This window comes from Vreelandella gomseomensis (assembly GCF_031451645.1).
Lineage (GTDB): Bacteria > Pseudomonadota > Gammaproteobacteria > Pseudomonadales > Halomonadaceae > Vreelandella > Vreelandella gomseomensis.
Genome location: NZ_JARWAI010000001.1, coordinates 67,704 through 92,035, shown reverse-complemented (window position 1 = coordinate 92,035; position 24,332 = coordinate 67,704). Strand labels below are relative to the sequence as shown.

The 24,332-nt window shown below is 57.3% G+C and carries 17 protein-coding genes; 11 read left to right on the top strand and 6 right to left on the bottom strand.

All coding sequences use genetic code 11. The features are described from left to right. Window positions 1-85: 85 nt before the first annotated feature. The 3 genes from QC815_RS00395 (at window position 86) to QC815_RS00385 (ending at window position 4,374) form a co-directional block, all read left to right on the top strand. The gene (locus QC815_RS00395; RefSeq protein WP_309766351.1) at window positions 86-2,539 is read left to right on the top strand and encodes a TonB-dependent siderophore receptor; all 2,454 of its coding nucleotides are present in this window, start codon (window positions 86-88) and stop codon (window positions 2,537-2,539) included. Window positions 2,540-2,702: 163 nt separating this feature from the next. Then, entirely contained in the window at window positions 2,703-3,611 is a 909-nt protein-coding gene (locus QC815_RS00390; protein WP_309766349.1) for an ABC transporter substrate-binding protein, read from the top strand. 157 nt (window positions 3,612-3,768) lie between these two features. Continuing rightward, the gene (locus tag QC815_RS00385; protein WP_309766347.1) at window positions 3,769-4,374 is read left to right on the top strand and encodes a LysE/ArgO family amino acid transporter; all 606 of its coding nucleotides are present in this window, start codon (window positions 3,769-3,771) and stop codon (window positions 4,372-4,374) included. Between the two features lie 3 nt (window positions 4,375-4,377). On the opposite strand, the gene ltaE is transcribed toward QC815_RS00385, so the two are convergent. Next, window positions 4,378-5,385 (bottom strand): low-specificity L-threonine aldolase, encoded by a 1,008-nt coding sequence (gene ltaE, locus QC815_RS00380; protein WP_309766345.1) that lies wholly within the window; start codon window positions 5,383-5,385, stop codon window positions 4,378-4,380. A gap of 153 nt (window positions 5,386-5,538) precedes the next feature. Between ltaE and speG the strand changes: the two genes are divergently transcribed. From speG to QC815_RS00365, 3 genes are all read left to right on the top strand, one after another. Beyond that, window positions 5,539-6,090, top strand: coding sequence for a spermidine N1-acetyltransferase (speG, locus tag QC815_RS00375; protein ID WP_230446190.1), 552 nt, complete (start codon window positions 5,539-5,541; stop codon window positions 6,088-6,090). A gap of 781 nt (window positions 6,091-6,871) precedes the next feature. Next, window positions 6,872-7,633 carry a metallophosphoesterase gene (locus tag QC815_RS00370; protein ID WP_230446191.1) on the top strand — a complete coding sequence of 254 codons (762 nt, stop codon included), beginning with the start codon at window positions 6,872-6,874 and terminating at the stop codon, window positions 7,631-7,633. A gap of 160 nt (window positions 7,634-7,793) precedes the next feature. After that, a complete protein-coding gene (locus QC815_RS00365) occupies window positions 7,794-9,281 on the top strand; it encodes an alanine/glycine:cation symporter family protein (RefSeq protein WP_309766341.1) in 1,488 nt (495 codons plus the stop codon). 53 nt (window positions 9,282-9,334) lie between these two features. On the opposite strand, the gene QC815_RS00360 is transcribed toward QC815_RS00365, so the two are convergent. From QC815_RS00360 to QC815_RS00345, 4 genes are all read right to left on the bottom strand, one after another. Beyond that, window positions 9,335-10,267 carry a cation diffusion facilitator family transporter gene (locus QC815_RS00360; RefSeq protein ID WP_309766340.1) on the bottom strand — a complete coding sequence of 311 codons (933 nt, stop codon included), beginning with the start codon at window positions 10,265-10,267 and terminating at the stop codon, window positions 9,335-9,337. Between the two features lie 69 nt (window positions 10,268-10,336). Then, window positions 10,337-10,729, bottom strand: coding sequence for a nitrite reductase small subunit NirD (nirD, locus tag QC815_RS00355; RefSeq protein ID WP_309766337.1), 393 nt, complete (start codon window positions 10,727-10,729; stop codon window positions 10,337-10,339). Between the two features lie 47 nt (window positions 10,730-10,776). Continuing rightward, entirely contained in the window at window positions 10,777-13,284 is a 2,508-nt protein-coding gene (gene nirB, locus QC815_RS00350) for a nitrite reductase large subunit NirB (RefSeq protein ID WP_309766335.1), read from the bottom strand. A 2-nt stretch (window positions 13,285-13,286) separates the two neighbouring features. Continuing rightward, window positions 13,287-14,627: an NAD(P)/FAD-dependent oxidoreductase gene (locus tag QC815_RS00345; RefSeq protein WP_309766333.1), complete on the bottom strand. Its 1,341-nt coding sequence runs from the start codon at window positions 14,625-14,627 to the stop codon at window positions 13,287-13,289. A 680-nt stretch (window positions 14,628-15,307) separates the two neighbouring features. Between QC815_RS00345 and QC815_RS00340 the strand changes: the two genes are divergently transcribed. The 3 genes from QC815_RS00340 to QC815_RS00330 are packed head-to-tail and all read left to right on the top strand — an operon-like array spanning window position 15,308 to window position 20,602. After that, window positions 15,308-18,031, top strand: a complete 2,724-nt coding sequence (locus tag QC815_RS00340) for a nitrate reductase (RefSeq protein WP_309766331.1) — start codon at window positions 15,308-15,310, stop codon at window positions 18,029-18,031. After that, window positions 17,991-18,884, top strand: a complete 894-nt coding sequence (gene cobA, locus QC815_RS00335) for a uroporphyrinogen-III C-methyltransferase (protein ID WP_309766329.1) — start codon at window positions 17,991-17,993, stop codon at window positions 18,882-18,884. Before QC815_RS00340 ends, cobA begins: the two co-directional genes overlap by 41 nt. Continuing rightward, entirely contained in the window at window positions 18,872-20,602 is a 1,731-nt protein-coding gene (locus QC815_RS00330) for a bifunctional protein-serine/threonine kinase/phosphatase (RefSeq protein ID WP_309766327.1), read from the top strand. Before cobA ends, QC815_RS00330 begins: the two co-directional genes overlap by 13 nt. Window positions 20,603-20,669: 67 nt before the next feature. On the opposite strand, the gene QC815_RS00325 is transcribed toward QC815_RS00330, so the two are convergent. Further along, complete coding sequence (locus tag QC815_RS00325; RefSeq protein WP_230446199.1) at window positions 20,670-21,383, bottom strand: response regulator transcription factor; 714 nt, start codon at window positions 21,381-21,383, stop codon at window positions 20,670-20,672. A gap of 166 nt (window positions 21,384-21,549) precedes the next feature. On the opposite strand from QC815_RS00325, the gene QC815_RS00320 reads away from it, so the two are divergent. Both QC815_RS00320 and QC815_RS00315 read left to right on the top strand, forming a co-directional pair. Next, a complete protein-coding gene (locus QC815_RS00320; protein ID WP_230446200.1) occupies window positions 21,550-22,050 on the top strand; it encodes a putative pterin-binding protein in 501 nt (166 codons plus the stop codon). A gap of 18 nt (window positions 22,051-22,068) precedes the next feature. Continuing rightward, on the top strand, window positions 22,069-24,318 hold the full coding sequence (locus tag QC815_RS00315; RefSeq protein ID WP_230446201.1) for an ATP-binding protein: 2,250 nt from the start codon (window positions 22,069-22,071) through the stop codon (window positions 24,316-24,318). Window positions 24,319-24,332 lie beyond the last annotated feature (14 nt).

The following is a 24,332-nucleotide window of genomic DNA, read 5'->3' as shown; positions in this document are numbered from 1 at the left end:
TTTCCATAAAATATTGAGGGATTCTCGTTCTCGTTCGGAATAGAGGATGTAGACATAAAAAATGCATCACTCAACGGGGATCTTCATGACGACGCAGCAAGCGCACTCTCGCTTTATCCGTACGCCTCTGGCGCGAGCCATTCAATACGGCCTACTGGCCAGTTGCCTGGCAGCTGGATTGCCCGCCAAGGCGCTTGCCCAACAAGCCACAGGGCAGGACAGCACCGCTCAGCAAACTTATTCTATCGAAGCAGGGCAACTCGATACGGCGCTTAACCGGTTTGCGGTCAGTGCAGGTATAGAGATTGCCTTCGATGCATCGCTAACCAGCGGTAAGCAGACCAATGGCCTGCAGGGGCAGTACAGTGTTGATGAAGGGTTGCAGCGGTTATTGGCAGGTACTGGGCTTGCGCCTGTGCGCCGGGGTGATGGGAGTTATCGGTTGGAGGAGGGGGCTGGTGATGTGAAGCTACCTCTAATGGAAGTCACAGGCACACGCGCTTCAAACCAAGCACTGCCCACTTCTTATTTTGGGGGGCAGGTAGCAACAGGCGGACGCCTTGGTTTGCTGGGCAACATGGACATCATGGACGCCCCCTTTAACATCACTAGTTACACCTCAGAACTCATTGAAAACCAACAAGCCAGAAGCATCGCTGATATTACTGATAATGATCCCTCAATTCAGATTAGTACACGTGGACGAGGAACCAATACTGGAGGTGATACCTTTCACATTCGTGGCTTTGATCTCTTCAACAGTGATATTTCTCTTAATGGTCTCTACGGTGTGATGCCGCTAAACACTATATCCATGGAAACCGTAGAGCGTGTGGAAATCATTAAAGGGCCCAACACCTTATTGGGCGGAGTATCACCTGGTGGCAGGGTTGGTGGCGCAATAAATATTGTCCCTAAGCGCGCAAGCGATACTCCTCTGACAAAAATCTCAGCAGTTTATCAAAGCGACTCACAGCTAGGTACCCACATTGACGCTGGACGCCGATTTGGCGAATCCAATCAACTTGGCGTACGTTTCAATGGTGTCTTCAGAGAAGGCGATACGGCGGTCGATGGTCAATCTTCGACATTAGGCGTTGCCAGTCTTGGCCTTGATTATCAAGAGGATAACTATCGCTTATCAGCCGATCTAGGCTATCAAAAAGATAGGACAGATGCTGGCAGCGGTTTTGGCTCAGGGCTCCAGCTCCGACAAGGGGTTGAAGTTCCTTCTGCGCCCGATGCAAGCAAGCAAACAGCGCAATCATGGGAAAGAATTGAGAATGAGGATACTTATGTCGCTATGCATGGTGAATATGACGTATCCCCTAACTGGACTCTCTATGGTGGATTAGGGGGGCGTAACAATACGCGCTACAACCTTAGAACCAATCACGCACTGATAGATGCGTCAAACCCTTTGGCCTCATTTTCCGTCTATTACCCGGACTATGTTGACACAAGGAGCGCCACATCAGGTATTCGCGGCCTTGTAACAACCGGTGATATTACCCATAACTTCAATATAAACGTATCCAAACTAAAGGAGGAAGGCGGATATCTATACGAGAACAGCGATGTAAGTCTTTCCAACCTTCACAATGTTGGTGTGATTGGCTTCCCTGATCAATTCGAACTATCCAGAAACATCTCAAAATCTTTTGAAAGAGAGCTAACATCCATAGCAGCAGCAAACGTCATAGGTTTGCTTGACGATCAACTGCTTGTCACTTTAGGTGCGCGTCATCAGAATGTCAGGATTGAAAACTTTGACACTGAAAGCGGAAACAGTACCTCTCTGTATGATGAAAGTGCTCTTGCACCAGCTATCGGAATAACCGTAAAGCCCTCTGACAGCATTTCTCTCTATGGAAACTATATTGAAGGACTTGATCTTGGTTACACTGCCCCAGCGACAGCAGAAAATGCTGGAGAAACCTTTCCGCCATCCAAAACTCAGCAACTAGAAGCAGGCGTAAAGCTGGATCTTGGTAATTTTGGAGGATCAGTAAGTGCCTTCGAGATTCGCCAGCCGAGCACAATCACTCTTCCAGGCTCCTCTGATCAAGCATTTATATCGACTCAAGATGGTGAACAGCGGAATCGTGGCGTCGAAATAAATGTCTTCGGTCAACCCACATCAACCTTAAAGCTGTTAGGTGGTATAGCTTATCTACGGCCGACTCTAACTGAAACACAGGATGGTGTTAATGATGGAAATCAAGCACCAGGTATCTCTCGATGGCTAGGTAATATTAGTGTTGAGTGGGATGCCCCTGTTTCTGGATTGACTTTAAATTCAAGTGTTGTTAGCGGCAGCTCGCAATATATTGATGCCAGTAATACCTTAGAAATTCCAGGATGGACACGCTGGGATATAGGGGCAAGTTACCAATTTGACGGCCACCCTGTAACAGTCAGGGCTAATGTAAATAATCTTTTAGATAAGGATTACTGGGAATCTGCTGGGGGGAGCGGCGGACGCCTTCGCCTCAGTGAGCCAAGAAGTGTGATTCTTTCTGCAACGATGGAGTTTTAGTATTAAGTTGCAGCCCCGCTGGCAGCGGCGGGGCTGCTAATTATTAACAATGCTTAGGTTGTGATGCTTTTACAGCAAGTTGTAACTAATCTTGTTGGACTTAGAGAGTTTACTGTCAGCAACCTAAAGACTTAATTTGCTTCACTAAGATTAAGGGACTGTAATGCCCCGTATCTGTATCGCACGTATATTTCTTTTTCGCTGCATGGTCACAATGATCCTAACTGCGTGTCTGGCACTCCCTACTCCTGGCTTGGCCATTACTCCCCGTGACTTCACCTCCATTGCTTCTCTTGATTATCGCTGTACCGAGACATTGTTGTCGATGGGAATAGTCCCTAGCGCTGTCATAGATCCTGACGCTCCATACTCCACGCTAGAAGGAGCGACGCAAGCCATCAATCTTGGAACTATTATCCAGCCCAATCTTGAACTTCTTGATCAGGTTTCACCTGAGCTGGTTTTGATATCGCCAGAGTTCACACACATGGCTCCTCGACTGTCAGGTATTGCCAAGGTGAAAAGCCTAGCTCCTTATAGCCCAGAAAGCGAAGCAAATAGCTGGCAACGAATGATCTCTTTTACAAGAAGGGTAGGAGAGGCCATCGGGTCTACGGCTCTCGCGGAGGACATGATTAATGAAACCGAGTCGCATTTCCAGTCATTGAGAAGCAGAATAGCTGCTGATCAAATACCACCCTTATTGATTGTTCGCTTGATGGATCATAAGCATGCCAGGATCTTTGGTAACAACAGTATGTTTCAAGGTTCCCTTGATCAACTGGGACTGTCAAATGCTTGGCAAGGCTCCGAGAATCACTTTGGAATCAAAATGGTTAGTATCGACTCCTTAGTCGGTATCAGCGGCCGCCTAGTAATATTAGAAAGCCCTTACGCAGATAATCCCAATCGCCAGCAATTCGCTGTAAGTGGTATGTGGGAATATTTGCCCATCGCAAAACGCGATGATGTCATTTTCCTACCAACGACTTTTAACCATTTCGGTGCTCTTCCTTCTGCTCTAGGTTTCGCCGACGCTCTGGTCGAGGCACTCGAATCCCCCGCTGGCTAATCGCAACGCTTAATCACCATGCCAGTCATATAAACGGCCTCTTTATAAGAAAAACTAATGCCCCATTAGCAGGATGATTTTTAGTTATCAGCGCTGCCCGTTATCTTAGTTCCAGATCAATCAACACGACGCTAATTCTGACGCTGGGAGCGGGGCAATGATGGAAAGTTATATCACCGGACTGGTGGTGTGCGGCGGGATTATCATGGCGATTGGGGCGCAGAACGCCTACATTCTGGGGCTGGCGATTCGCCGGGAGTATCACTGGTGGTCGGCGGGGCTTTGCATAAGCGCGGATATCATCCTGCTCACGGCGGGGATGTTTGGGGTGAGCGCTTTCCTGCTGACAATGCCCAGCGCTATGGAGGTCATGCGCTGGGTGGGTGTGGTGTTTTTAAGTTGGCTGGCGGCGCAGGCGTTGTTTAGAGCCGTTAGCGGGCGGCAGGGGCTGAACGCGGAAGCGGGCAAGGCGCGCAGTTTAACCAAAGTGATTTTCGCGACCCTTGCCGTGACCGTGCTCAATCCTCAGGTGTATCTGGACACGCTTCTGCTGATACCCGCCATCGGCGCCCAGCAGGAGAGCGCCGGTGTGTTTGTGGCGGGGGCCTCTACCGCCTCCATACTCTGGTTTAGCCTGCTGGCCTGGGGGGGCGCGGCGCTCTCGCCTTGGCTTTCAAAGCCCATCGCGTGGCGCACTATCGATGGTCTGATTGGCTTGATGATGGCCGGGATTGCCGTGCATCTCGCATTTAATGCCAGCTAGTCATCAATGGCGACTAAAATACGCCTCCATCACCGCGATAACCTTGTCGATATCTTCATCGCTGATATCGCGATGCGCGACGAACCGCGTGGCGTAGAGTAGTTCAATCAAGATGCCGTGCTCTTTGAGCCAGGCGGAGAGCGGCTGAACGTGTTCGTCAGGAAAGTGCGCGAATACCATGTTAGTTGCCTGGGAGGTAATCTCGACGCCCGGCAACCTCGCCAGCCCTTCCGCGAGGCGTGCCGCGCGATGGTGGTCGTCGGCCAGCTCCGCCACGTGATGATCCAGGGCATGCTGACAGGCCGCGGCGATAATGCCCGATTGGCGCATGCCGCCACCCACCACTTTACGCCAGCGTCGGGCCCGGTCGATTAAGGCGTGTGAACCGACCAGTGCCGAGCCGATGGGCGTGCCAAGCCCCTTGGAGAAGCACAGCGAGACGCTATCAAACGGCAGGCAAAGCTGTTTGAGAGGGATGTCGCTCGCCACGACGGCGTTGAACAGGCGCGCCCCGTCCAGGTGTGTGGCCAGGCCACGCTCCCGGGCCAGTTCGGTGGCTTTCAAGACGTAATCCGCTGGCAATACCTTGCCGCCGATAGTGTTTTCCAGTGCCAGCAGGCGAGTGCGGGCGAAGTGGAAATCATCGGCTTTGATCGCTTCGCTGATTTTCTCCAGGGGCAGGCTGCCGTCGGCGGCGTTTTCAATGGGTTGGGGTTGAATGCTGCCCAGTACGGCAGCGCCGCCGCCTTCCCATCGATAGGTGTGCGCGGACTGTCCTACGATATACTCGTCGCCTCGCTCGCAGTGGGCCATCAGTGCCGCTAGATTGCTTTGGGTACCGCTGGGAAACAGCAAGGCGGCATCCTTGCCGGTTTGCTCGGCAAGATGCTGCTGGAAGGCGTTCACCGTCGGGTCGTCGCCCCAAACGTCATCGCCCAGCGGTGCCGAGGTCATGGCCGCCAGCATTGCATCAGTGGGGCGTGTGACGGTATCGCTACGTAAGTCGATCATGACATGTCCTGTTGAGAAAAATCCTGAGTAATGCTTGATAAGCTTCTATGTTTATCTCCATGCTTTTATCGTTCATAAACCCTATCCAGGGCAACCCGGCAAAGGCAATCAGCCCCCTTCGCTGCCTGACATCTCCGTGGGAGAACGGCCAACATGCAAGACACGCTGCATCTTCGGGCGCTGGAGCGCAGTGACCTGCGCTTTGTGCACGAGCTCAACAATAATCAAAGCATCATGTCGTACTGGTTCGAGGAACCCTACGAATCCTTCGATGAGCTGGAAGAGCTTTACAATAAGCATATTCACGATAACGCCGAGCGCCGCTTTGTAGCCGAGGGGGCCAGCGCCAACCCCATTGGCCTGGTCGAGCTGATCGAGATAGATTACATCCACCGCAGCGCTGAGTTTCAGATCATCATCGCGCCGACCTATCAGGGAAAGGGGTTCGCGCGCACGCTGATCTACCAGGCACTGCACTACTCGTTCACCATTCTCAACCTGCACAAGGTATTCTTGATCGTGGCGGTAGAAAACGCCAAAGCCATTCATTTATATCAACAAAGCGGCTTTGTGGAGGAGGGGCATCTGGTTCAGGAGTTTTTCATCAATGGCCGTTACCGCGATGTGAAGCGCATGTATATCCTGCAGGATAATTTTCTGGCGACCTTGGCCGACACCGAACACTCGGAGCTCGCCGGGCTATAAAAGGGCGATAAAAAAACGCCTCGAAAGAGGCGTTTATGGCACTGTTTGCGGTTTCTAGCGAAGGTAGGCCGCAATGGCGTCGAATGCGGCGCGCTGTTGCTCGGCGCGTGCTGCCCATACGTCGAGCACGTCAACGTCGGCGGCACGGCCCTGGCTGAATGATAACGACATGGCGTCAACTCCTGGTGGGGAATGGAAACGGGTTTTATAGGGCAACCGCTTTGCTGCTAAGCAATATTGTTAGCGAGGAAACGATATTAGGCGGTTTTTCACCATCAAGCTAGTGCTTAAGAAGTAGTCTTTTGGATGACATTTGTAAGCTTAGGCTTACAAATTGGCGTTAAAACGCCTATGTGACTGAGTGAAAGAGGCTTTCTAACCATGAAAAAGCCGAGCAACGGCCCGGCTTCGGTGACAATCATTTCGTCTAACGAGATAAGCAATATGTCAGTGACTCACAGTACGCCGCAAGGGCGTCGCTCGCGGCGCGCTGCCAGTACGCTTGTTGCGTCCAGGCGTTAAGCACTTCGCTATTTCGTGTCGAGGATACATTGGATGAAGACATGTGCGTGGCCCTCCTAGTGGGACTACGCAATGAGTATAGCAGTTTTTGTTGCAGTGCAGCAAAATGCCTTGTATGGCGCAACTGGATCACAATGGCATCGCAGGGCATACCGTGGGTCAGCGAGCTTTAGCATGAACCCGTGATGGCGTAAGCGTGTTGTCCATGCCGATGATTCCGTAGTTAATTCATCAGTAACGTCCAGGAGGGAGTAAACCAATGCGCTTGCGCGTTTTATCGGATCTGCATTTGGAGTTTTTTAACGGCGAGCGTGATTTACCGGACGTGGCGGCCGATGTCGTTATCCTTGCGGGGGATATTCATCGTCAGGTCGAGGGGCTGGCCTGGGCGCGTCAGCGCTTTCCCGCCACGCGGATCATTTACGTGCCCGGCAACCATGAATTTTATGGCACCTGCATGCCGCTGTGCCGTGAGGCGCTGGCTGCAAAGGCCGATCAGCACGACATCGAGCTTCTGGATAACCGCTACATAACCCTTGCTGGGGTGCGTTTCTATGGCACCACGCTGTGGACCGATTTTGCGCTTTACGCTGATAACCCAGCTCACAACCCGCGAGAAACTGTGACGAAAGCGAAACGCTATATGCCGGATTTTCGCATTGTCGAATCTTCCCCCGGCATCACCCTGACCCCTGAGGCCAGTAGCGATCTGCACCAAGACGCTTTGCATTGGCTATCGGAGGCGCTTGCCGAACCGTTTGAGGGCCCCAAGGTGGTGATCAGCCACCATGCGCCAATGCGTGACTGCATTCCCGATCAGTACAAGGGCGATGCACTATCGCCCGCCTTTGCCTCGCATTTACCGCAGTTGATGGGTCACATGGACCTGTGGATTCATGGTCATGTCCATGAGCCGGTTGATCACTATCACCTAGGTACCCGAGTGGTGGCAAACCCCGGCGGCTACCCCGAGGAATTTGTACCACCGTTGTTTGAGCCTAGCCTGGTGATCGACGTCTAGGGTCCTGAGCCGTGAGCTTTGAATTTACCTTCCATCCCCCGTCATTGGTTTGGGGGGCGCGCTAAAAACTGACTAGACTCGGGTGAGGGCACAAGTAGGCAGCCCACGCAGCGGGGCAAGGCACTTCCCGCCGTCGTCAAGAAACCTGGAGAGCATGGCCATGGAAATCCTCGAATCGATATTAGGCCCGCTGCGTGATGGACTTTATGCCGTCATGATGCCGGTCAGTGACTTTATCTGGAGCTATATCCTGGTGTATCTGCTGCTGGGCGCGGGGGTGTGGTTCACGATTATTACCCGTGGCATGCAGTTTCGCCTGTTCGGTCACATGGCCCGGGTCACGGTAACGGCCCGCGGTGCTGGCGAAGGTGTTAGCGGCTTCCAGGCATTTGCGACATCGATGGCTGCCCGTGTCGGCACGGGTAACCTGGCGGGGGTGGCGCTGGCGCTTTGGATCGGCGGCCCGGGGGCGATTTTCTGGATGTGGGTGACGGCGCTGGTGGGCTTTGCGACCGCTTTCATCGAATCCACGCTGGCCCAGGTCTACAAGCATCGCAATGAAGACGGTGTGTTTCGCGGCGGGCCTGCCTACTACATTGAACGTTGCCTGGGATGGCGCTGGCTGGGCTCGTTGTTCGCGGTGTTTCTGATTATTGCTTACGGCCTGGCCTTTAACGCTGCGCAATCCAACACCATTGCCCAAGGGATGAACGGTGCCTTTGGTATTCCCAATTGGCTATCCGGTGTGGTGATTGCCATCCTGGCGGGCTTGGTCATTTATGGCGGGCTCAAGTCCGTTGCGCGTACCGCTGAGAAAATCGTCCCCGTCATGGCAATTGCCTACCTGCTGGTGGCGCTGTGGATTCTAATTGCCAATATCTCCGCCGTGCCAGATATGCTTTCGCTGATTGTGATGAGCGCCTTCGGGCTGGGGCCAGCCGTGGGTGGTGCCGCTGGCTATGCCATCAAGGCAGCGATGGAAAACGGCATCAAGCGCGGGCTGTTTTCCAACGAGGCCGGTATGGGGTCGACACCCAACGCTGCCGCCCAGGCGACGGTTAAACACCCGGCCGCTCAGGGACTGGTGCAGTCATTCGGGGTGTTTGTGGATACCATCGTGATCTGTAGCTGTACGGCGGTCGTGATATTGCTTTCCGGCGTATATGAGCGGCTGCTGTCTGAGTCAGCGGGGGATAGCATCGAAGGCATTCAGCTGACCCAGGATGCCATGGTCGATCACCTGGGCGGCTTTGGGGAAATCTTTATCGCCCTGGCGATCTTCTTCTTCGCCTTCACCTCGATTCTGGCCAACTTCTCGTTTTCGTCGGTGAATATCGAGTATCTATTCCGCCGCCATGCAAAAAAAGCGGTCAATGTCTTTAAAGTCATTATCATCGCCATGGTGCTCATCGGCTCGGTGGCTGAACTCAGTGTGGTATGGGACTTTGCCGACCTGGCGATGGGACTGATGGCCACCACCAACCTGTTTGCCATCCTTATCATGGGACCCATCGCTGTGTCGGTGCTCAAAGACTACGAGCGCCAACGCCGGGAAGGCATCAAGGAGCCAGTCTTCCACCCCTCGGTGCTCAAGCGCCCCGAGCTGGTCGATGACGATGTATGGCCGGTAAAAGAGGCGAAATCCTGACCATAAAAGCGTAAGACGATCAGCATACACCAGGGCGGCTAGGCCCGCCCTTTTTAATGATGGGGTTCAACCAGCAGCCCACAGGAGGGCGCCGCCCAGCGAGTATCGGCGGTGAATACCACATCGCAGACCACGGGGGAGTAGTAACGCCTAACTTCTTCATCGACTTGTGCTCGCAGCTTATCTTGGTCGACAATGGAAACATCAGGGGTGACGGGCAATACCACATGCACGATGACATACAGCAGGCGGCCGGGGCGCACCATGCGTACGCGCACTTCCTGTGTGTCGATATCCGCCAGTGCACGCCCAACGGCCTGATGGACCGGCTCTGCAAGGGCTTCTTCAGGCGTCTTGTTGAGCAGTTCCTTTAATGCCTGGGAGGCCATGCGCACCGGTACCCCCATGCACAACACGACCACGGCAATGACCAGCAGCGGGTCGATATAAGTGAGTACGCTTTGCCAGTTGAGCTTTTCGAAGATCAGCACCAGGCAAAAGGCAGCCAGGACCGCCGCTGAAATCACGCTGTTGACGACCCAGTTTGCTTTGTCGGCTTCCACCAGCGGGCTGCTGACCGAGCGCAGACTGCGGTGCATGACCCAGGCCGTCAGCGAGCACGCGGCGGTGGCGAACAGGGCGTAAGCGATGGCGATACCAGCCGCAATAGCGCGTCCACCCGTCAGCAACGCCGCAATGGCATCCACCAGGGCGAATATCGACACGCCGAAAATCAACAGTCCCTTGCACAGGTTCACCAGCGACTCAAAGTAGCTGTAGCCGAACGGGTACGACTCGCTATCCGGGCGGCTGGCAAGGCGGCTGACCTTGATGGTGACCAGTGCCACACCGAAATAGATCAGGTTGAAGAGTCCATCCAGCAGAATCGCCTGGGAATTGGATGCCAGCGTGGCGGCAATGCCTGCACAGCCGATCAGCAATGCCATGAAGGCGGAAAAGGCTAAGGTATGGGACTCGGTTTTCATGACGCCACTGCCCTGTGAGCTTGATAAAAGCGACAGTATAACAGCAGCGCATGTTAGCGAGGGGTGGCGCTACCCCTCAATCCACACCTCATCGCCTTTAAATTCGACCTTCCAGGTACGCAGTTGGATGTCTTCATTTTCCAAACACTGGCCATCTTCCAGTCGGAAGTGCTGCTTGTAGATGGGCGACGCGACCACCGGGGCACCTTTTAGATCGCCGACAATGCCCCGGGCGATGACGTTGGCGTTGGAGAACGGGTCGTGGTGGTCGAGGGCATAAAGCTCGTTGCCATGGCCGGGTAAATAGAAAATGGCCACCTGGGCCGGCGGCTCAACATTATCGAGCCAGGCGGCCACCCCGGAAAACTCAACCAGGTCGGCTTTGGTGCAGACTTTTTGCCACGCTTTGCTGTTTTCAACACTCACTGTATCCATCTCTTTTTTCATTGCCGTTGCGGTCATGGGGTGCCTCGTCGTTTGATCCGTTTTTATTCAGTGAAAAGCGTCGCTTAAGCAGGCCGTAGCTGGCCGCGCTCGCTGGTCATGATGATCGACGGATCCGGGCGCTCGTCGTTGACGAAGCTTCTGAAGCGCTTGAGCTTTTCCGGATCGCTGATGGCATCCGCCCATTCGCACTGGTAGTTGTCGATGACGGTTTGCATCTGACGTTCGAGTTCATCGCCAATGCCCAGGCTGTCTTCAAGCACCACCTCTTTGAGGTAATCCAGGCCGCCTTCGAGGTTTTCCCGCCATACCGAGGTGCGCTGCAGGCGGTCGGCGGTGCGCACATAGAACATCAGGAAGCGGTCGATGGTGCGGTACAGCTGCTCGTCGTCCAGATCGGTGGCGAACAGTTCAGCGTGGCGCGGGCGCATGCCGCCGTTGCCGCACACATAGAGGTTCCAGCCGTTTTCGGTGGCAATGATGCCAATATCCTTGCTCTGGGCCTCGGCGCATTCGCGGGTGCAACCGGACACGCCAAACTTGATCTTGTGCGGCGAGCGCAGCCCCTTGTAGCGGTTCTCCAGCTGGATGGCCATGCCGACGCTATCCTGCACACCGTAGCGGCACCAGGTGCTGCCCACGCAGGATTTAACCGTACGCAGCGACTTGCCGTAGGCGTGGCCCGTTTCAAAGCCGGCGTCGATCAGCTCGCTCCAGATGTCCGGCAAATCTTCCAGGTGTGCGCCGAATAAATCGATCCGCTGCCCGCCGGTGACTTTGGAGTAGAGGCCATATTTCTTGGCGACTTCGCCAAGCACGATCAGTTTATCCGGGGTGATTTCGCCACCGGCAACCCGCGGCACCACTGAGTAGGTGCCGTTTTTCTGCATGTTGGCCATGAAGGTGTCGTTGGTGTCCTGCAGTGGCACATGGGCGGCGTCGGTGATCGGCTCGTTGAAGCAGGAAGCGAGAATCGAGGCCACGGCGGGTTTGCAGATATCGCAGCCCAGACGGTGGGTCTCAGGGTTGCCGTGCTTGTCGATCAGCTCGCTGAAGGTCTTGATGCCTTCCACGCGCACAATGTCGTAAAGCCCCTGGCGGGTATGGGCGAAGTGCTCGCAGATTGATTTGTCGACCTCCACGCCGCGGGTTTCAAGCTCGTGATCCACGACACTTTTGAGCAGTGCCGTGCAGCCACCACAGCCGGTGCTGGCCTTGGTTGCGCCTTTCACGCCCGCCAAATCGACCGCGCCGTCGTCAATGGTGGCGCAAATATCGCCCTTGGAAACGTTATGACAGGAGCAGATGGTGGCGGTTTCCGGCAGCGCACCAGGGCCCAGCGCCGGAGCGGCACCACTGCTTTGCGGCAGAATTAGCGAGGCGGGTTCTTCAGGCAGCTCGATGCCGTTTGAATAGTACTGCAGCAGGGTGTCGTAGGCGCTGTTATCGCCCACCAGCATGGCGCCCAGCAGCTTCTTGCCGTCGCTGGAGACGACCATCTTGCGGTACACCTGAGTCAGCGGGTCGAGGTAGCGGAACATCCGTGCCCCCGGGTTCTGGTTGCCGTGGGCGTCGCCAATCGACCCCACATCCACGCCGAGCAGTTTGAGCTTGGTACTCATGTCTGCGCCGCTAAAGCGGGTATCGCCGTCGGTCAGCGTGGCGAGCGCCGCCTTGGCCATCTGGTAGCCGGGGGCGACCAGGCCGAAAATGCTCTGGTTCCATAGCGCGACTTCACCGATCGCCAGGATGGCGGGGTCGCTGGTGCGGCACTGGTCGTCGACCACCACGCCGCCGCGCTCGCCGATCTCCAGGTCGCAGTCCCGGGCCAGCTGGTCGCGGGGGCGAATGCCCGCCGAGAACACGATCAAGTCGGTTTCCAGCACCTTGTCGTCCTGGAAGACCATGCGGTGACGGCTCGCGTCGCCGTCTTCGATGCGCTGGGTGGCGCGCTCGGTAAGGACCTGAACGCCCAACGCTTCGATTTTTTCGCGCAGTAATTCGCCGCCCTCATTGTCAACCTGCATGGGCATTAGCCGCCCGGCAAACTCCACCACGGCGGTATCCAGGTTCAAGCCGCGCAGCGCGTTGGCGGCCTCCAGGCCCAGCAGCCCGCCGCCGACCACCACGCCGTTGGTGGCGTTTTCCGCCGCCGCGCGAATATCGTCCAGGTCATCCAGGGTGCGATAAACCAGGCAGCCATCACGGTCGTTGCCGGGAATCGGCGGCACGAAGGGGTAGGAGCCGGTGGCCAGCACCAGCTTGTCGTAGGGGTAGCGGCCCTGATCGGTCACCACTTCCTGCTGGTCGCGGTCAATGTGCGTTACGGCTTCGCCGGTGCGCAGCGTGACGCCGCTGGTGGTGTAGTAGTCGGCGTCGCACAGGGCGAGCGACTCGGCATCGCGGCCGCTGAAATATTCCGATAGGTGAACGCGATCATAGGCCCGGTGACGCTCTTCGCCAAACACGGTGACCTGGTAGCGCTCAAGAGCGCCGTTATCGACCAGTTGCTCGACCAGGTGGTGGCCGACCATGCCGTTACCAATAATAATGAGCTGCTGTTGGGTAGACATGCTTAAGCCGCCTCCGACGTTGAATGAGAAGAGTGTTTGGAAGAATGTTGAGCAGAGAGCTCAGAAGAATCAGGGGGCAGTTGGGCTGCCGCTGCACGCAGCACCTCGACATCCGCGGCACCAAACAGCAGCGCCTGACGGAAGCCGCTGAGGTCGTGCCCCGCCAGCGCCTGCTCGAAATACCAGGGGCCCTGTTGGGTGTCGCCGTACAGCACGGCGCCTTCAATGCGGCCGTCGCGCAGTAACACGCGCCGGTAATCGCCCCGGTGTGGGTCGTGGTAGCACAAGACGTCGTGCTCGGGCGCTGCCTCGGTAGGGCCAAACGCGAAAAGCGAGACGCCGCTGACTTTCAGCTTGGTAGCGGTGGGCACCTCGCGATAACCGTCGCCCGCGTCGCCACAAAGCACCGCCGCCAGCACCTCGACCTGATGCCAGATAGGCTCGACCAGCCCATAGGTATGCTGCTCGAACTGGCAGCATTCGCCCAAGGCAAAAATATGCGGGTCGGAGGTGGTGAGATGGCGGTCGACCTTGACGGCACGGTCGGTGGTAAGCCCGGCCTGCTGGCCCAATTCGGCGTTGGGGGTAATGCCGGCGGCGATAATCACGCTGTCGGCGGGCAGTCGACGGCCGTCATTCAGGATGGCAGCGCAGACGCGGCCGGTCGGGTCGCCTTCGAGTTTTGCCAGCTGTGCCTGGGTGACGATGTTAAGCCCGCGCTCAACCAGCGAGGCTTTCAGCAAATTGGCGGCGGTAGCGTCCAACTGGCGGTTCATCAGCCGGTCGCTGCGTTGTAAAACGCTTACCTGCAGTCCCTGGCCGCGCTTGCGTAGCCCTTCAGCGGCTTCCAGGCCCAGCAGGCCGCCGCCAATTACCAGCGCATGGCCGCCTTGTTGGGCAATGGCCTCCAGCGTTGCGGCGTCGTCCAGGTCCCGAAAGCCATGGACGCCATCCAGCGCTATACCTTGCACCTTGGGAAGCGTCGGGCGTGAGCCGGTGGCCAGCACGAGGCGATCATAGTAGAGGGTTTCGCCTGCGTCGGTTGCCAGTGTGCGGCTGTCACGGTCGATGTGCTCGACGCGTTCGCCCAGCTTGAGCGTTACGCCGTTGTCCTGATACCAGTCAGCGTCGCGCAGCGTTAGTGCCTCTGGCTGCATGTCACCGGCAAGCAAAGGCGAAAGCAGAATGCGGTTGTAAGCGGGCACCGGCTCTTCCCCAATCACGGTAATGGCTCTGGGGCGTTGAGGATGATTGACCAGCGCTTCCACCAACCGGTGGCTGGCCATGCCGTTGCCGATGATGACCAGGTGGTCATCGGGTGAGCACCGGGAAAAAGTTTCCATGGGTGGCTCCTCATCTTGCATGATGGTGATTCGCTCCAAACAAAAACGCCCCTGACACATGCGCTTCCTGCGAGCAGGATGAACAAGGTCAGGGGCGTCGTTGCCCGGTAACGTTGATTAACGCGTGGCCGCCGCCATTGGCTGCCAACAAGTTATATATCTAACTAGTAGCAAGTCAGCGGCCAACTCCGGGGTATTCTTTTTTTTTGTTTTACTTTCATCATGTTGAGTAAGTGCATCAGAAATGCAGAGGGGCCGCTCCTTGTGGCTTTGTGCACGCTGTTGGTGCGCCATGGAGGGTGAGCTGCACTTTCAGTACGCAAGTTTAAGGTGCCAGAGGGGTAAGCTGATGATAGGAAGAAGGCAGGGTTTTCTATTTAAGTGGCTGTTTTTAAATAAAAATTTAGGCGATGCCGAATAATGGCTTAGGGTTTGCAACCCTACGAGTACAAGCAACAAACGCGCATTGCAGTGCGTTCACCAAAAAAACAGTGGCAGCGAATAAGCCCAATAACGTTGTTAGACAAATAAGTTTCTTTACACAATACGTTTGGCACCTTTAGCGGTGCCCGCTGCGGCAACGACGTCCAGCCAGCTGATCGCCTTGCGCTTTGCGCAACAGGGTCAGCGGCCTGGGCGTTTTTTTATGGGTGGCGTTTGCAATTTGCCGAGGAGTCATCATGCACCAAGTCAAAACGACTTGCCCCTACTGTGGCGTTGGTTGCGGCGTTAACGCGACCGTGGCGGAGAATGGCACGCTGAGCGCTGTCGAGGGCGACCGTGAACACCCCGCCAATTTCGGGCGGCTGTGCGTCAAAGGTTCAGCGCTGCACGAAACGCTGGGCGAGCAGGGGCGTCTGATCAAGCCGCGTGTAGATGGCGAAGAGGTCTCGTGGGAGCAGGCCTTAAGTGTCACCGCCGAACGCTTAAACACCCTGCGGGCCAAGCATGGCAACCAAAGTGTGGCGGCGTACCTTTCGGGCCAGCTGCTGACGGAAGATTATTACGTTGCCAACAAGCTGTTTAAAGGTTTCTTGGGCACGCCGCATCTGGATACCAACTCGCGGCTGTGCATGGCCTCGGCGGTGGCAGGGTACAAGCGCGCCTTCGGTGCCGATGCGGTGCCCTGTAACTATGAAGACCTGGAAGAGGCCGAACTGGTCGTGCTGGTAGGGTCTAACCTGGCCTGGAATCACCCGGTGCTTTATCAGCGCATCAAGGTCGCCAAAGAGCGTAACCCGTTGATGCGCGTGGTGGTGATTGACCCCCGCGTGACCGACAGCTGCGAAATCGCCAACCTTTACCTGGGGATTAAACCCGGCAGCGACGCAGTGTTGTTCAACGGCCTGCTGGCCTGGATGGCGGCCAAGAACAAGCTGGACACGCTGTATCTGGAGCGCCATACCCAAGGTATTGACGATGCGCTAAGCGCCGCCCAGCAGTCGGCTGGTTCCATCGCTGAGGTGGCGGCTGCCTGCGAGGTCGATGCCGAGCGCCTGGAAACCCTCTACTACTGGTTTGCCAGCCAGCTGCACGTGGTAACGCTTTACTCCCAGGGGGTCAATCAGTCGTCCAGCGGCACCGACAAGTGCAACGCCATCATTAACTGTCATTTGGCCGGTGGGAAGATCGGCCTGCCCGGGGCAGGGCCGTTTTCGATCACCGGTCAGCCCAACGCCATGGGCGGGCGTGAAGTCGGTGGCCTGGCCAACCAGATGGCCGCGCACATGGATTACGATACCCCCGGCGCGCGCGAGTTGGTCAGCCGCTTCTGGGCAACCGATAACCTCGCGCCCATCCTGCCGGAAGGCCCCGGCCACAAGGCGGTCGATCTCTTTGATGCGATCGAACGCGGCGAGATCAAGGTGTTGTGGGTGATGGCCACCAACCCGGCGATTAGCCTGCCTGATGCCGCCCACGTGCGGGCCGCGCTGGAAAAGTGCCCGCTGGTGATCGTCTCGGAATGCACGGCGGATACCGATATGCTGCCCTACGCCGACATTGTGCTGCCCGCGTCCGGGTGGTCCGAGAAAGATGGCACCGTGACCAATTCCGAGCGGCGCATCTCGCGCCAGCGGGGCATGCTGCCACTCCCCGGCGAGGCGCGCCACGACTGGCAGATTATCTGCGATGTGGCTAAGCAGTTGGGTTTCGGGGAGGCGTTTGCTTACACTCACCCAAGCGAGATATTCGACGAGCACGCACGGCTCTCCGGCGTGGACAATACCGGCGCCACGCAGCGCCTTTTCGATATTTCAGGGCTGGCCGAGCTTGGCCGCGACGGCTATGATGCGCTCGCGCCGATCCAGTGGCCGGTGAATCGCGATGCCCCCCAGGGTACCGCGCGCTTGTTCGAAGCGGGGCAGTTCGCCACGCCCGACGGCCGGGCTAAGCTGTTGCCGATTACCCCGCGTGGGCCGGAGAAAGCCCTGAGTGCCGCTTTTCCGCTGCGTCTGAATACCGGACGGATTCGCGACCAGTGGCATACCATGACGCGGACCGCGCGGTCGCCGCGGCTGATGAACCACCGCGCCGAGCCTTTCATGGAGGTGCACCCGGACGATGCCGCCCGGGCGGGCGTCACCGACCAGGCGCTTGGCGTGTTGACCGCCGCCACCGGTGAATATCGCGCCCGGGTGAGGGTGGCCCATAGCCAGCGGCGCGGCGAGGTGTTCGTGCCGATTCACTGGACCGACTGCTTTACCCACAGCGCGCGCAGCAGTGCCTTGATCGATGGCATCACCGACCCGCTTTCAGGTCAGCCGGAAGCCAAGCACGGTGCCGTGGCTCTGGCGGCCCTGCCGACCGCCTGGCAGGCGACGCTGTTTGTTGCTGATCACGCCCTGGCGTCGCTGCCTGACGCGCCGCGCTGGTGTGCGAGCGATTACTGGACACGAATCCCGATGCGCGGCTGCCAGCGCTGGCAACTGGCCGGTAGCAGGGCGGTCAGCGACTGGTTCCGCCAGATGGGCGAATGGCTGTCGGCGTCGCCGGCGCTGTGGTGTGAAGATGCCGCTACCGGTCGCCTGCGCGCCGCAGGCATCGAAAACGGTCGCCTCAGCTGGTGGCTGATGGTGGGGCCGCCCAGCGAACTGCCGGGCTTTGCCTGGCTGGAAGCGCGCTTCAACGACGACGCGGTGAGCGATGCCCACCGCCGCCGACTGCTGGCGGGCTGCGACGACGGCGCGGTGGATAGTGGCCCGGTGGTATGCAGCTGCCATCAGGTCGGCCAGACGTCGATTGTCGAGGCCATCCGGCGCGGCGATACCAGCGTCGAGGCGTTAGGCGCACGATTGGCGTGCGGTACCCAGTGCGGTAGCTGCATTCCTGAGTTGAAATCATTACTTGAAGAGGAACGCCCCCATGCGCGCGCTGAGCAAATCCCAGCTTCTGAAATGGTGTAACCCCTTGGCGCGCCTGGCGAGCCGCTTTGAGCTGCCCCGCAGTGGCCGTGATGCGTCGCGGTCCCTCCCGCTGGGCGACGACTGCCGGCCTGGGCACGTGTACCTGGTGGGCGCCGGCAGCGGCGACGCCGAGTTGCTGACCCTCAAGGCCGCGCGGCTTTTGCAGCAGGCGGATGCCGTGGTCTACGACCGCCTGGTGGGCGATGACGTGCTGGCGCTGCTGCCCGTCGGCGGCGAGCGCCACTATGTGGGCAAGGCCAAGGGCCATCATAGTGTTCCCCAGGCCGAGATCGGTGCGCTCATGGTGCGCCTGGCCCGGCAGGGCAAATCGGTAGTGCGCCTGAAAGGCGGCGACCCGGCCGTTTTTGGACGCATGGGCGAAGAGCTTGATGCCTTGGCCATCGCGCAGATGCCGGCCACCATCGTGCCGGGGATTACCGCGGCCTCCTCGGCGGCGGCCTGCATGGGCATTCCGCTGACCGACCGGGGCCATGCCCAGCAACTGCGCTTTGTCACCGCGCAGCTGTGCCGCGAGGACGGCACGCCGGACTGGGCGGCGCTGGCGCGCCGCGACGAAACGCTGGTGTTTTACATGGGGCTTTCCAAGGTGGACGCGATCTGCGCGGGCCTGCGCGAGGCGGGGCTGCCCGACGACTGGCCGATCATGCTGGTGGCCAATGCCAGTCAGCCTGACCAGCGGTCGCTGGTCGGCAGCCTGGCCGATATGCCGGGGCGGTTGGCCGCCGAGCCTCTGCCGTCGCCTTGTGTGATTGTCGTGGGTAGCGTCGTCAAACGCGTCGAAGCAAGCCCGGCCAGCGTTGCCAATCAGGCACGTTATGCATGCCAACGCTGAGCATTTCCCTCGGCCAGTGGTCCGATAAAGGCCAAAAGCCCAGCAACCAGGATTTCTACGGCGCCTGTTTGCCCGACGACACCCAGCGGCGACAAAAAGGCATTGCCGTTGCCCTGGCGGATGGCATCAGCAGCAGCGCCGTGAGCCGCGACGCCGCCGAAGCCGCGGTGGGCGGCTTCCTGACAGATTACTACGCCACCCCCGCCCCGTGGAGCGTCAAAAGCTCGGCGCAGCGGGTGCTTCAGGCCACCAATGCGTGGCTGTATGCCCAAACGCGGCAAAGCCAGTATCGCTACGATATGGATCGGGGGTACGTGTGTACGCTGAGCGCGATGGTGATCAAGTCGGCCACGGCGCACCTGTTCCACGTCGGCGACTGCCGCATTTACCAGTTAGCAGGCAAGACGCTTGAGCCCTTGACCGAAGATCACCGTTTCTGGGCCTCGCGTGAGGTCAGCCACCTGAGCCGCGCGATGGGGGCAAGCCAGCATCTCGAGCTTGATTACCGTGCCGTCTCGCTCAGTGAGGGCGATGTGTTTTTACTGGCCAGCGACGGCGTTTACGAATGGCTGTCCCCTCAGGTGATGGTCACGCTGATCCAGGACCACGCGGCCGACCTCGAGGCCGGCGCAAAAGCCCTGGTAGACGCCGCGCTGGCCAACGGCAGCGACGATAACCTGACCGCACAGCTGGTGCGTATCGAGACGTTACCCGACCGCGAGGCCGACGAGCTTTTCGAGTCCTTGGGCCGCCTGCCGTCACCCGCCGAGCTGCGTGCGAATAGCGAGCTGGATGGCCTGCAGATCATCCGCCCGCTGCATGCCAGCGCCCGCAGTCACGTCTACCTGGCGCACGACCCTCAGGCCGACCAGCATGTGGTCGTCAAGACCCTGGCCACCGAGCTTGCCGAGGACCCCGCCAGCGTCGAGCGCTTTGTGCGGGAGGAGTGGATCGCGCGTCGCTTGCATAATCCCCATGTGCTATCCGCGCCCGTGCAGCGCGGCCCAAGGCGCTACCTTTATACCGTCTGGGAATACATTGAAGGCCAGACGTTGACCCAGTGGATGCGAGACCATCCCGATCCGGACCTGGCCGACGTACGCGATATTATCGAGCAGGTGGCCAAGGGGCTGCGTGCCTTTCACCGGCTGGAAATGCTCCATCAGGACGTGCGTCCGGACAACATCATGATCGACCGCCACGGTATGGTCCGGCTGATTGATTTTGGCGCCACGCGAATCGCGGGAATTGCAGAAGCAACGGATTCCGCCGGCGAGGTTGACCCGATACTCGGAACCGCCCAGTACACGGCGCCGGAATATTTTCTGGGCGAGGGCGGCACTGAGCAGTCCGACCTTTATTCACTAGCAGTGATTGCCTATCAAATGCTAACCGGCACGCTGCCCTACGGCACCGAGGTGGCCAAAACCCGTACCCGGGCTGCTCAGCGCAAGCTCGCTTATCAGTCAGCGGTCAGCGAAAACCGCGCGCTGCCCGCCTGGGTGGACGCGGTGCTGAAAAAAGCCCTGCATCCCAATCCGGATCAGCGCTATCCAGCACTCTCGGAATTCATCTTCGAGTTGCGCACGCCAAGCCCGGGAACCCTGAAACAGTCGCGGCCGCCGCTTCTCGAGCGTGACCCCGCGCGTTTCTGGCAGTGGCTATGTGCCTTGCTCGGCGTCGTTATCGTGGCGCTTTTGGCCAACATGCCTCAATAGATGTAAAACGCCGTGATTCTTCTCGTTTTTCATGACGCTCAGCATGCTGATGCCACCCGGCGCCATCCTACTCAGCTTCTCGTTCCGTGTTGACGGCTTGGCAGGTTTCCATTCGATACCCGGATTGGTAAACGCTGCGCAGGCGCAGACCATGACGACCATCCAGTTCCAATTTTCGGCGCAGGCGGCTTACGTGCGTATCGACAGTGCGCGTTGAAACGTCTCCCTTGATGCCCCAGACAAGCTCGAGCAAATGGGGGCGGGTGATCAATTCACCGATCTTGGAAAAAAAGAGGGCAGCCAACCGATACTCACGTTCGGTCAAATTAACGGGCTGGCCTGCCACGCTGATGTAATGCTCGTCGGTGTGCAGAGTGAAGGCCTCCGGGCACGCAGCCGCCGGACGTGGGGGCGTATAGCCTGCACGTCGACCCAGCGCGCTGACCCTGGCAATAAGCTCTTTAGGGCGAAGCGGCTTGGCAAGAAAATCGTCCGCGCCCTGCTCCAGAGCGCGGACGACGTTATCCTCCCCCTGACTGGCGGTGATAAACAGGATGGGGCCTTTCCAGCTCTCGTGCTGCCGCAAGTGGCCGACAACGTCCATGCCGCAGCTGTCGGGGAGGCGCCAATCGATAATCAGCAAATCAAACGTTTGCTGGCGGATGGCGCGAGTCAGCTCGCTGGCGCGAGCAAAAAGCGCTACGCAATGACCTGCGGCAATCAGGCAATGTTCGATGAAGGCCTGCTGGTCAAGGTCGTCTTCAAGTACGCCAATATGCATGGTGTTTTACCTTAGTTATCAACTTATAAATGTCATCCACGAAGATGCAAAAAAACCATATCTTAAGTTTAGTGGATAGTGATGCGTTGACACAAAGGTTCACAGTTTGTCATCGAACGGTCGTTATATACTCGCTTTAAATTGAACAACTACACTGGGGTTCCCCATGAGCCGATATCTGGGTTTTATCGTTGTTGCAATGGCCGTCATGTTGCCTGTCCAGGCCCTTGCGCTGAATGCACCTGAGGGGCGTGTCTTGCTGGTAGTGAGCGGCAAGGTGGAACACACGAATGTCGGCGATGAAGCCCATTTTGACAAAGCCATGCTGGAAGCGCTGGCCCAGCATGAAACCGCTTCACGCACGCCGTGGTATGATGGTGTCGTGCGTTTTTCGGGTCCTCTCGGTCGGGCGGTACTCGATGCCGCTGGCGCCAATGGAGAGCATGTGCGTGTCTCGGCACTGAATGATTACGCGGCGACGATACCGGTCAGCGACTTTGAAGCGTACGACGTGATCCTGGCCATGCAGGCCGACGGTAAAACACTGCGTATACGCGATCATGGCCCGTTATTTGTCATTTACCCTTTTGATACCCATCCAGAGCTTCTTAACGAAGAGATCCTGGTGCGTTCCGTATGGCAGGTGAACCGCATCAATGTTGAATGACATTACTGAGCAGTTATCATGCTGGCCTTGTTGAAATTTTATTTCTCCCGCCGCACCAGGATCGCGACATTCTCAGCGATCCTTTTTTTTCTTTCGGCCCTCACGGTAGGGGGGGTGATTTATAGTCGGCAAAATGCCCTGGAAAACCGGCTGCTTGAAAACCTGCTATGGGCGGCGTACCAGTTTGATCGAGAAGTGCGCGAATTTCGGCTGTCATTGCATGAATCACAAGCAGGCGACTCCGCCATTGATGACCTGCTGGTACGTTATGAAATATTGTACAGCCGACAAACACTTTTTTTGCAGGGAGAAATAGGCGCCGCTGTTGAAGCGCTGGGAAATATTCAAGGCGATGTCCAAGCGTCCCAGGCAAATATTGCAAAGATGGAAACCCTGATTGCCCCTCTATGGGAAACGCCATCCGTACTCGGCAGTCAGTTGAGCTCGGTTCTTCATCAACAGGCGACTGCCCTGCAGCAGCTTACCAACAACATCTTGGTCGAGACCAACGCCCACGTGTCCAAGACACGCAGCGATGAGCGTCGGGTATTAACTCACCTATACGGTTTAGTACTGTTACTTATCATTTTTCTGATGTTTTCCGGGGGTATGTTAGTGCGTGCCCTGATTCTGGAAGGCCGTTCCAGTATGCGCAAGGCCCAGGCGTTAGAAGTCAAAGGCCATGAATTGAACGAGGCGGCCAGCCGAGCAGAAAAAGCAAGCCTTGCGAAGTCAGAGTTTATGGCGGTGATGAGCCACGAAATTCGCACCCCGTTGAATGGGGTGGTGGGCATGGCGGATTTATTGAAAGACGAAGTAAAAACGCCGAAGGCTGTCACCTATCTGGCTGCTTTAAAGCGCAGTGCGGAAAGTTTGCGCGCCGTCATTAACGATATACTCGACTACACGAAAATCGAGTCGGGGCGTTTCGATCTTGATTATCAGACATTAAACCTTCACCAGTGCATCGATGAGCTTTGTGAAAGCTATGCACTGCAACAGCCAAGGTCGAACGTCATGTTTCATTACTGGGTCGACCCTGCATTGCCGCGCTATGTTATCGGCGATGTTGCACGGCTGCGGCAGATCATAATGAACTTGATCAACAATGCGCTGAAGTTTACGGAAGAGGGTGTCGTTCGGTTTTACGTAAGGTCACTAACAGGCAATAACATTCTATTTGAGGTGCTTGATACCGGCTGCGGTATTTCTGAGGAGCATCAAGCACAGCTCTTTACGGCCTTCTCACAAGTCGATGCGTCCATCGCGCGTCGCCATGAGGGTACCGGGCTTGGCCTTGCCATTTGCAAGCGGCTAGTGGAAGCCATGCAAGGAAATATCGGTGTCAGCAGTCAGCCAGGATTAGGCAGCCGGTTCTGGTTCAAGGTCAACATGGATGTCGCTGAGCCGATGGTGGGCGACGACCCTGACGAACAACGCCGTGTGCTGACGTCCTATCACCATATTCTGGTGGTGGAGGATAACCCATTGAATCAGACCGTTGCACAAGGAATGCTGGAGTACCTGGGGGCGAAGGTGACCATTTCTGAAAATGGCCAGGAGGCACTTGACGAACTTCAAGCGCACCACGGGCAGATCGATCTCGTCTTGATGGATATGCAAATGCCGATAATGGATGGGCCGGAAACCGTCCGTCGTTGGCGGGTGTTCGAGGCGCGCCATCAGCTACCTCGCATGCCTATTCTGGCGATGACCGCCAATGTAATGGCCGAGCATCGTGAACGCTGCATGCAAAGCGGCATGGACGACATGATCCATAAGCCCTTTACCAGAGACGAGCTTTTCAGAGGGATACACCGCCACCTGGCCACACAACAGTTGCCAAGCCCCGCCACTGAACGAGGCGTTTTGCCAACCTCATCAGCACCACCAGTAGACAAGCATGACGGTGAGCCACCATTGCTGGATGAGCATCTTTGCAATGAGTTGAGAGACACCTTTGACGCAGCATCTCTTGATGCATTGCTGAGCGCTTTTATAACCCGTTTTGATGAACGTTATGTGCGGCTTGAAGCGTTTAATGCATCAGAGGCGCGCGAGCATCTGTCCCAAGAAGCCCATTCACTAAAAGGCGCTGGTTTATCGTTAGGTTGCCTTGCGATTGCCGAGCAGGCTAGTCACATAGAACGTCGCGCGGACACTGCAACACCCGACGAGTTGGCCATGTATCTGGAACGCTTGAAAAGCCTCAAGGCGTCTACCCAAAGGGCGTTGCAGGACGCGGGATTGATCTGTGGCCCGCTTTAGGGCAAGGCGCATGT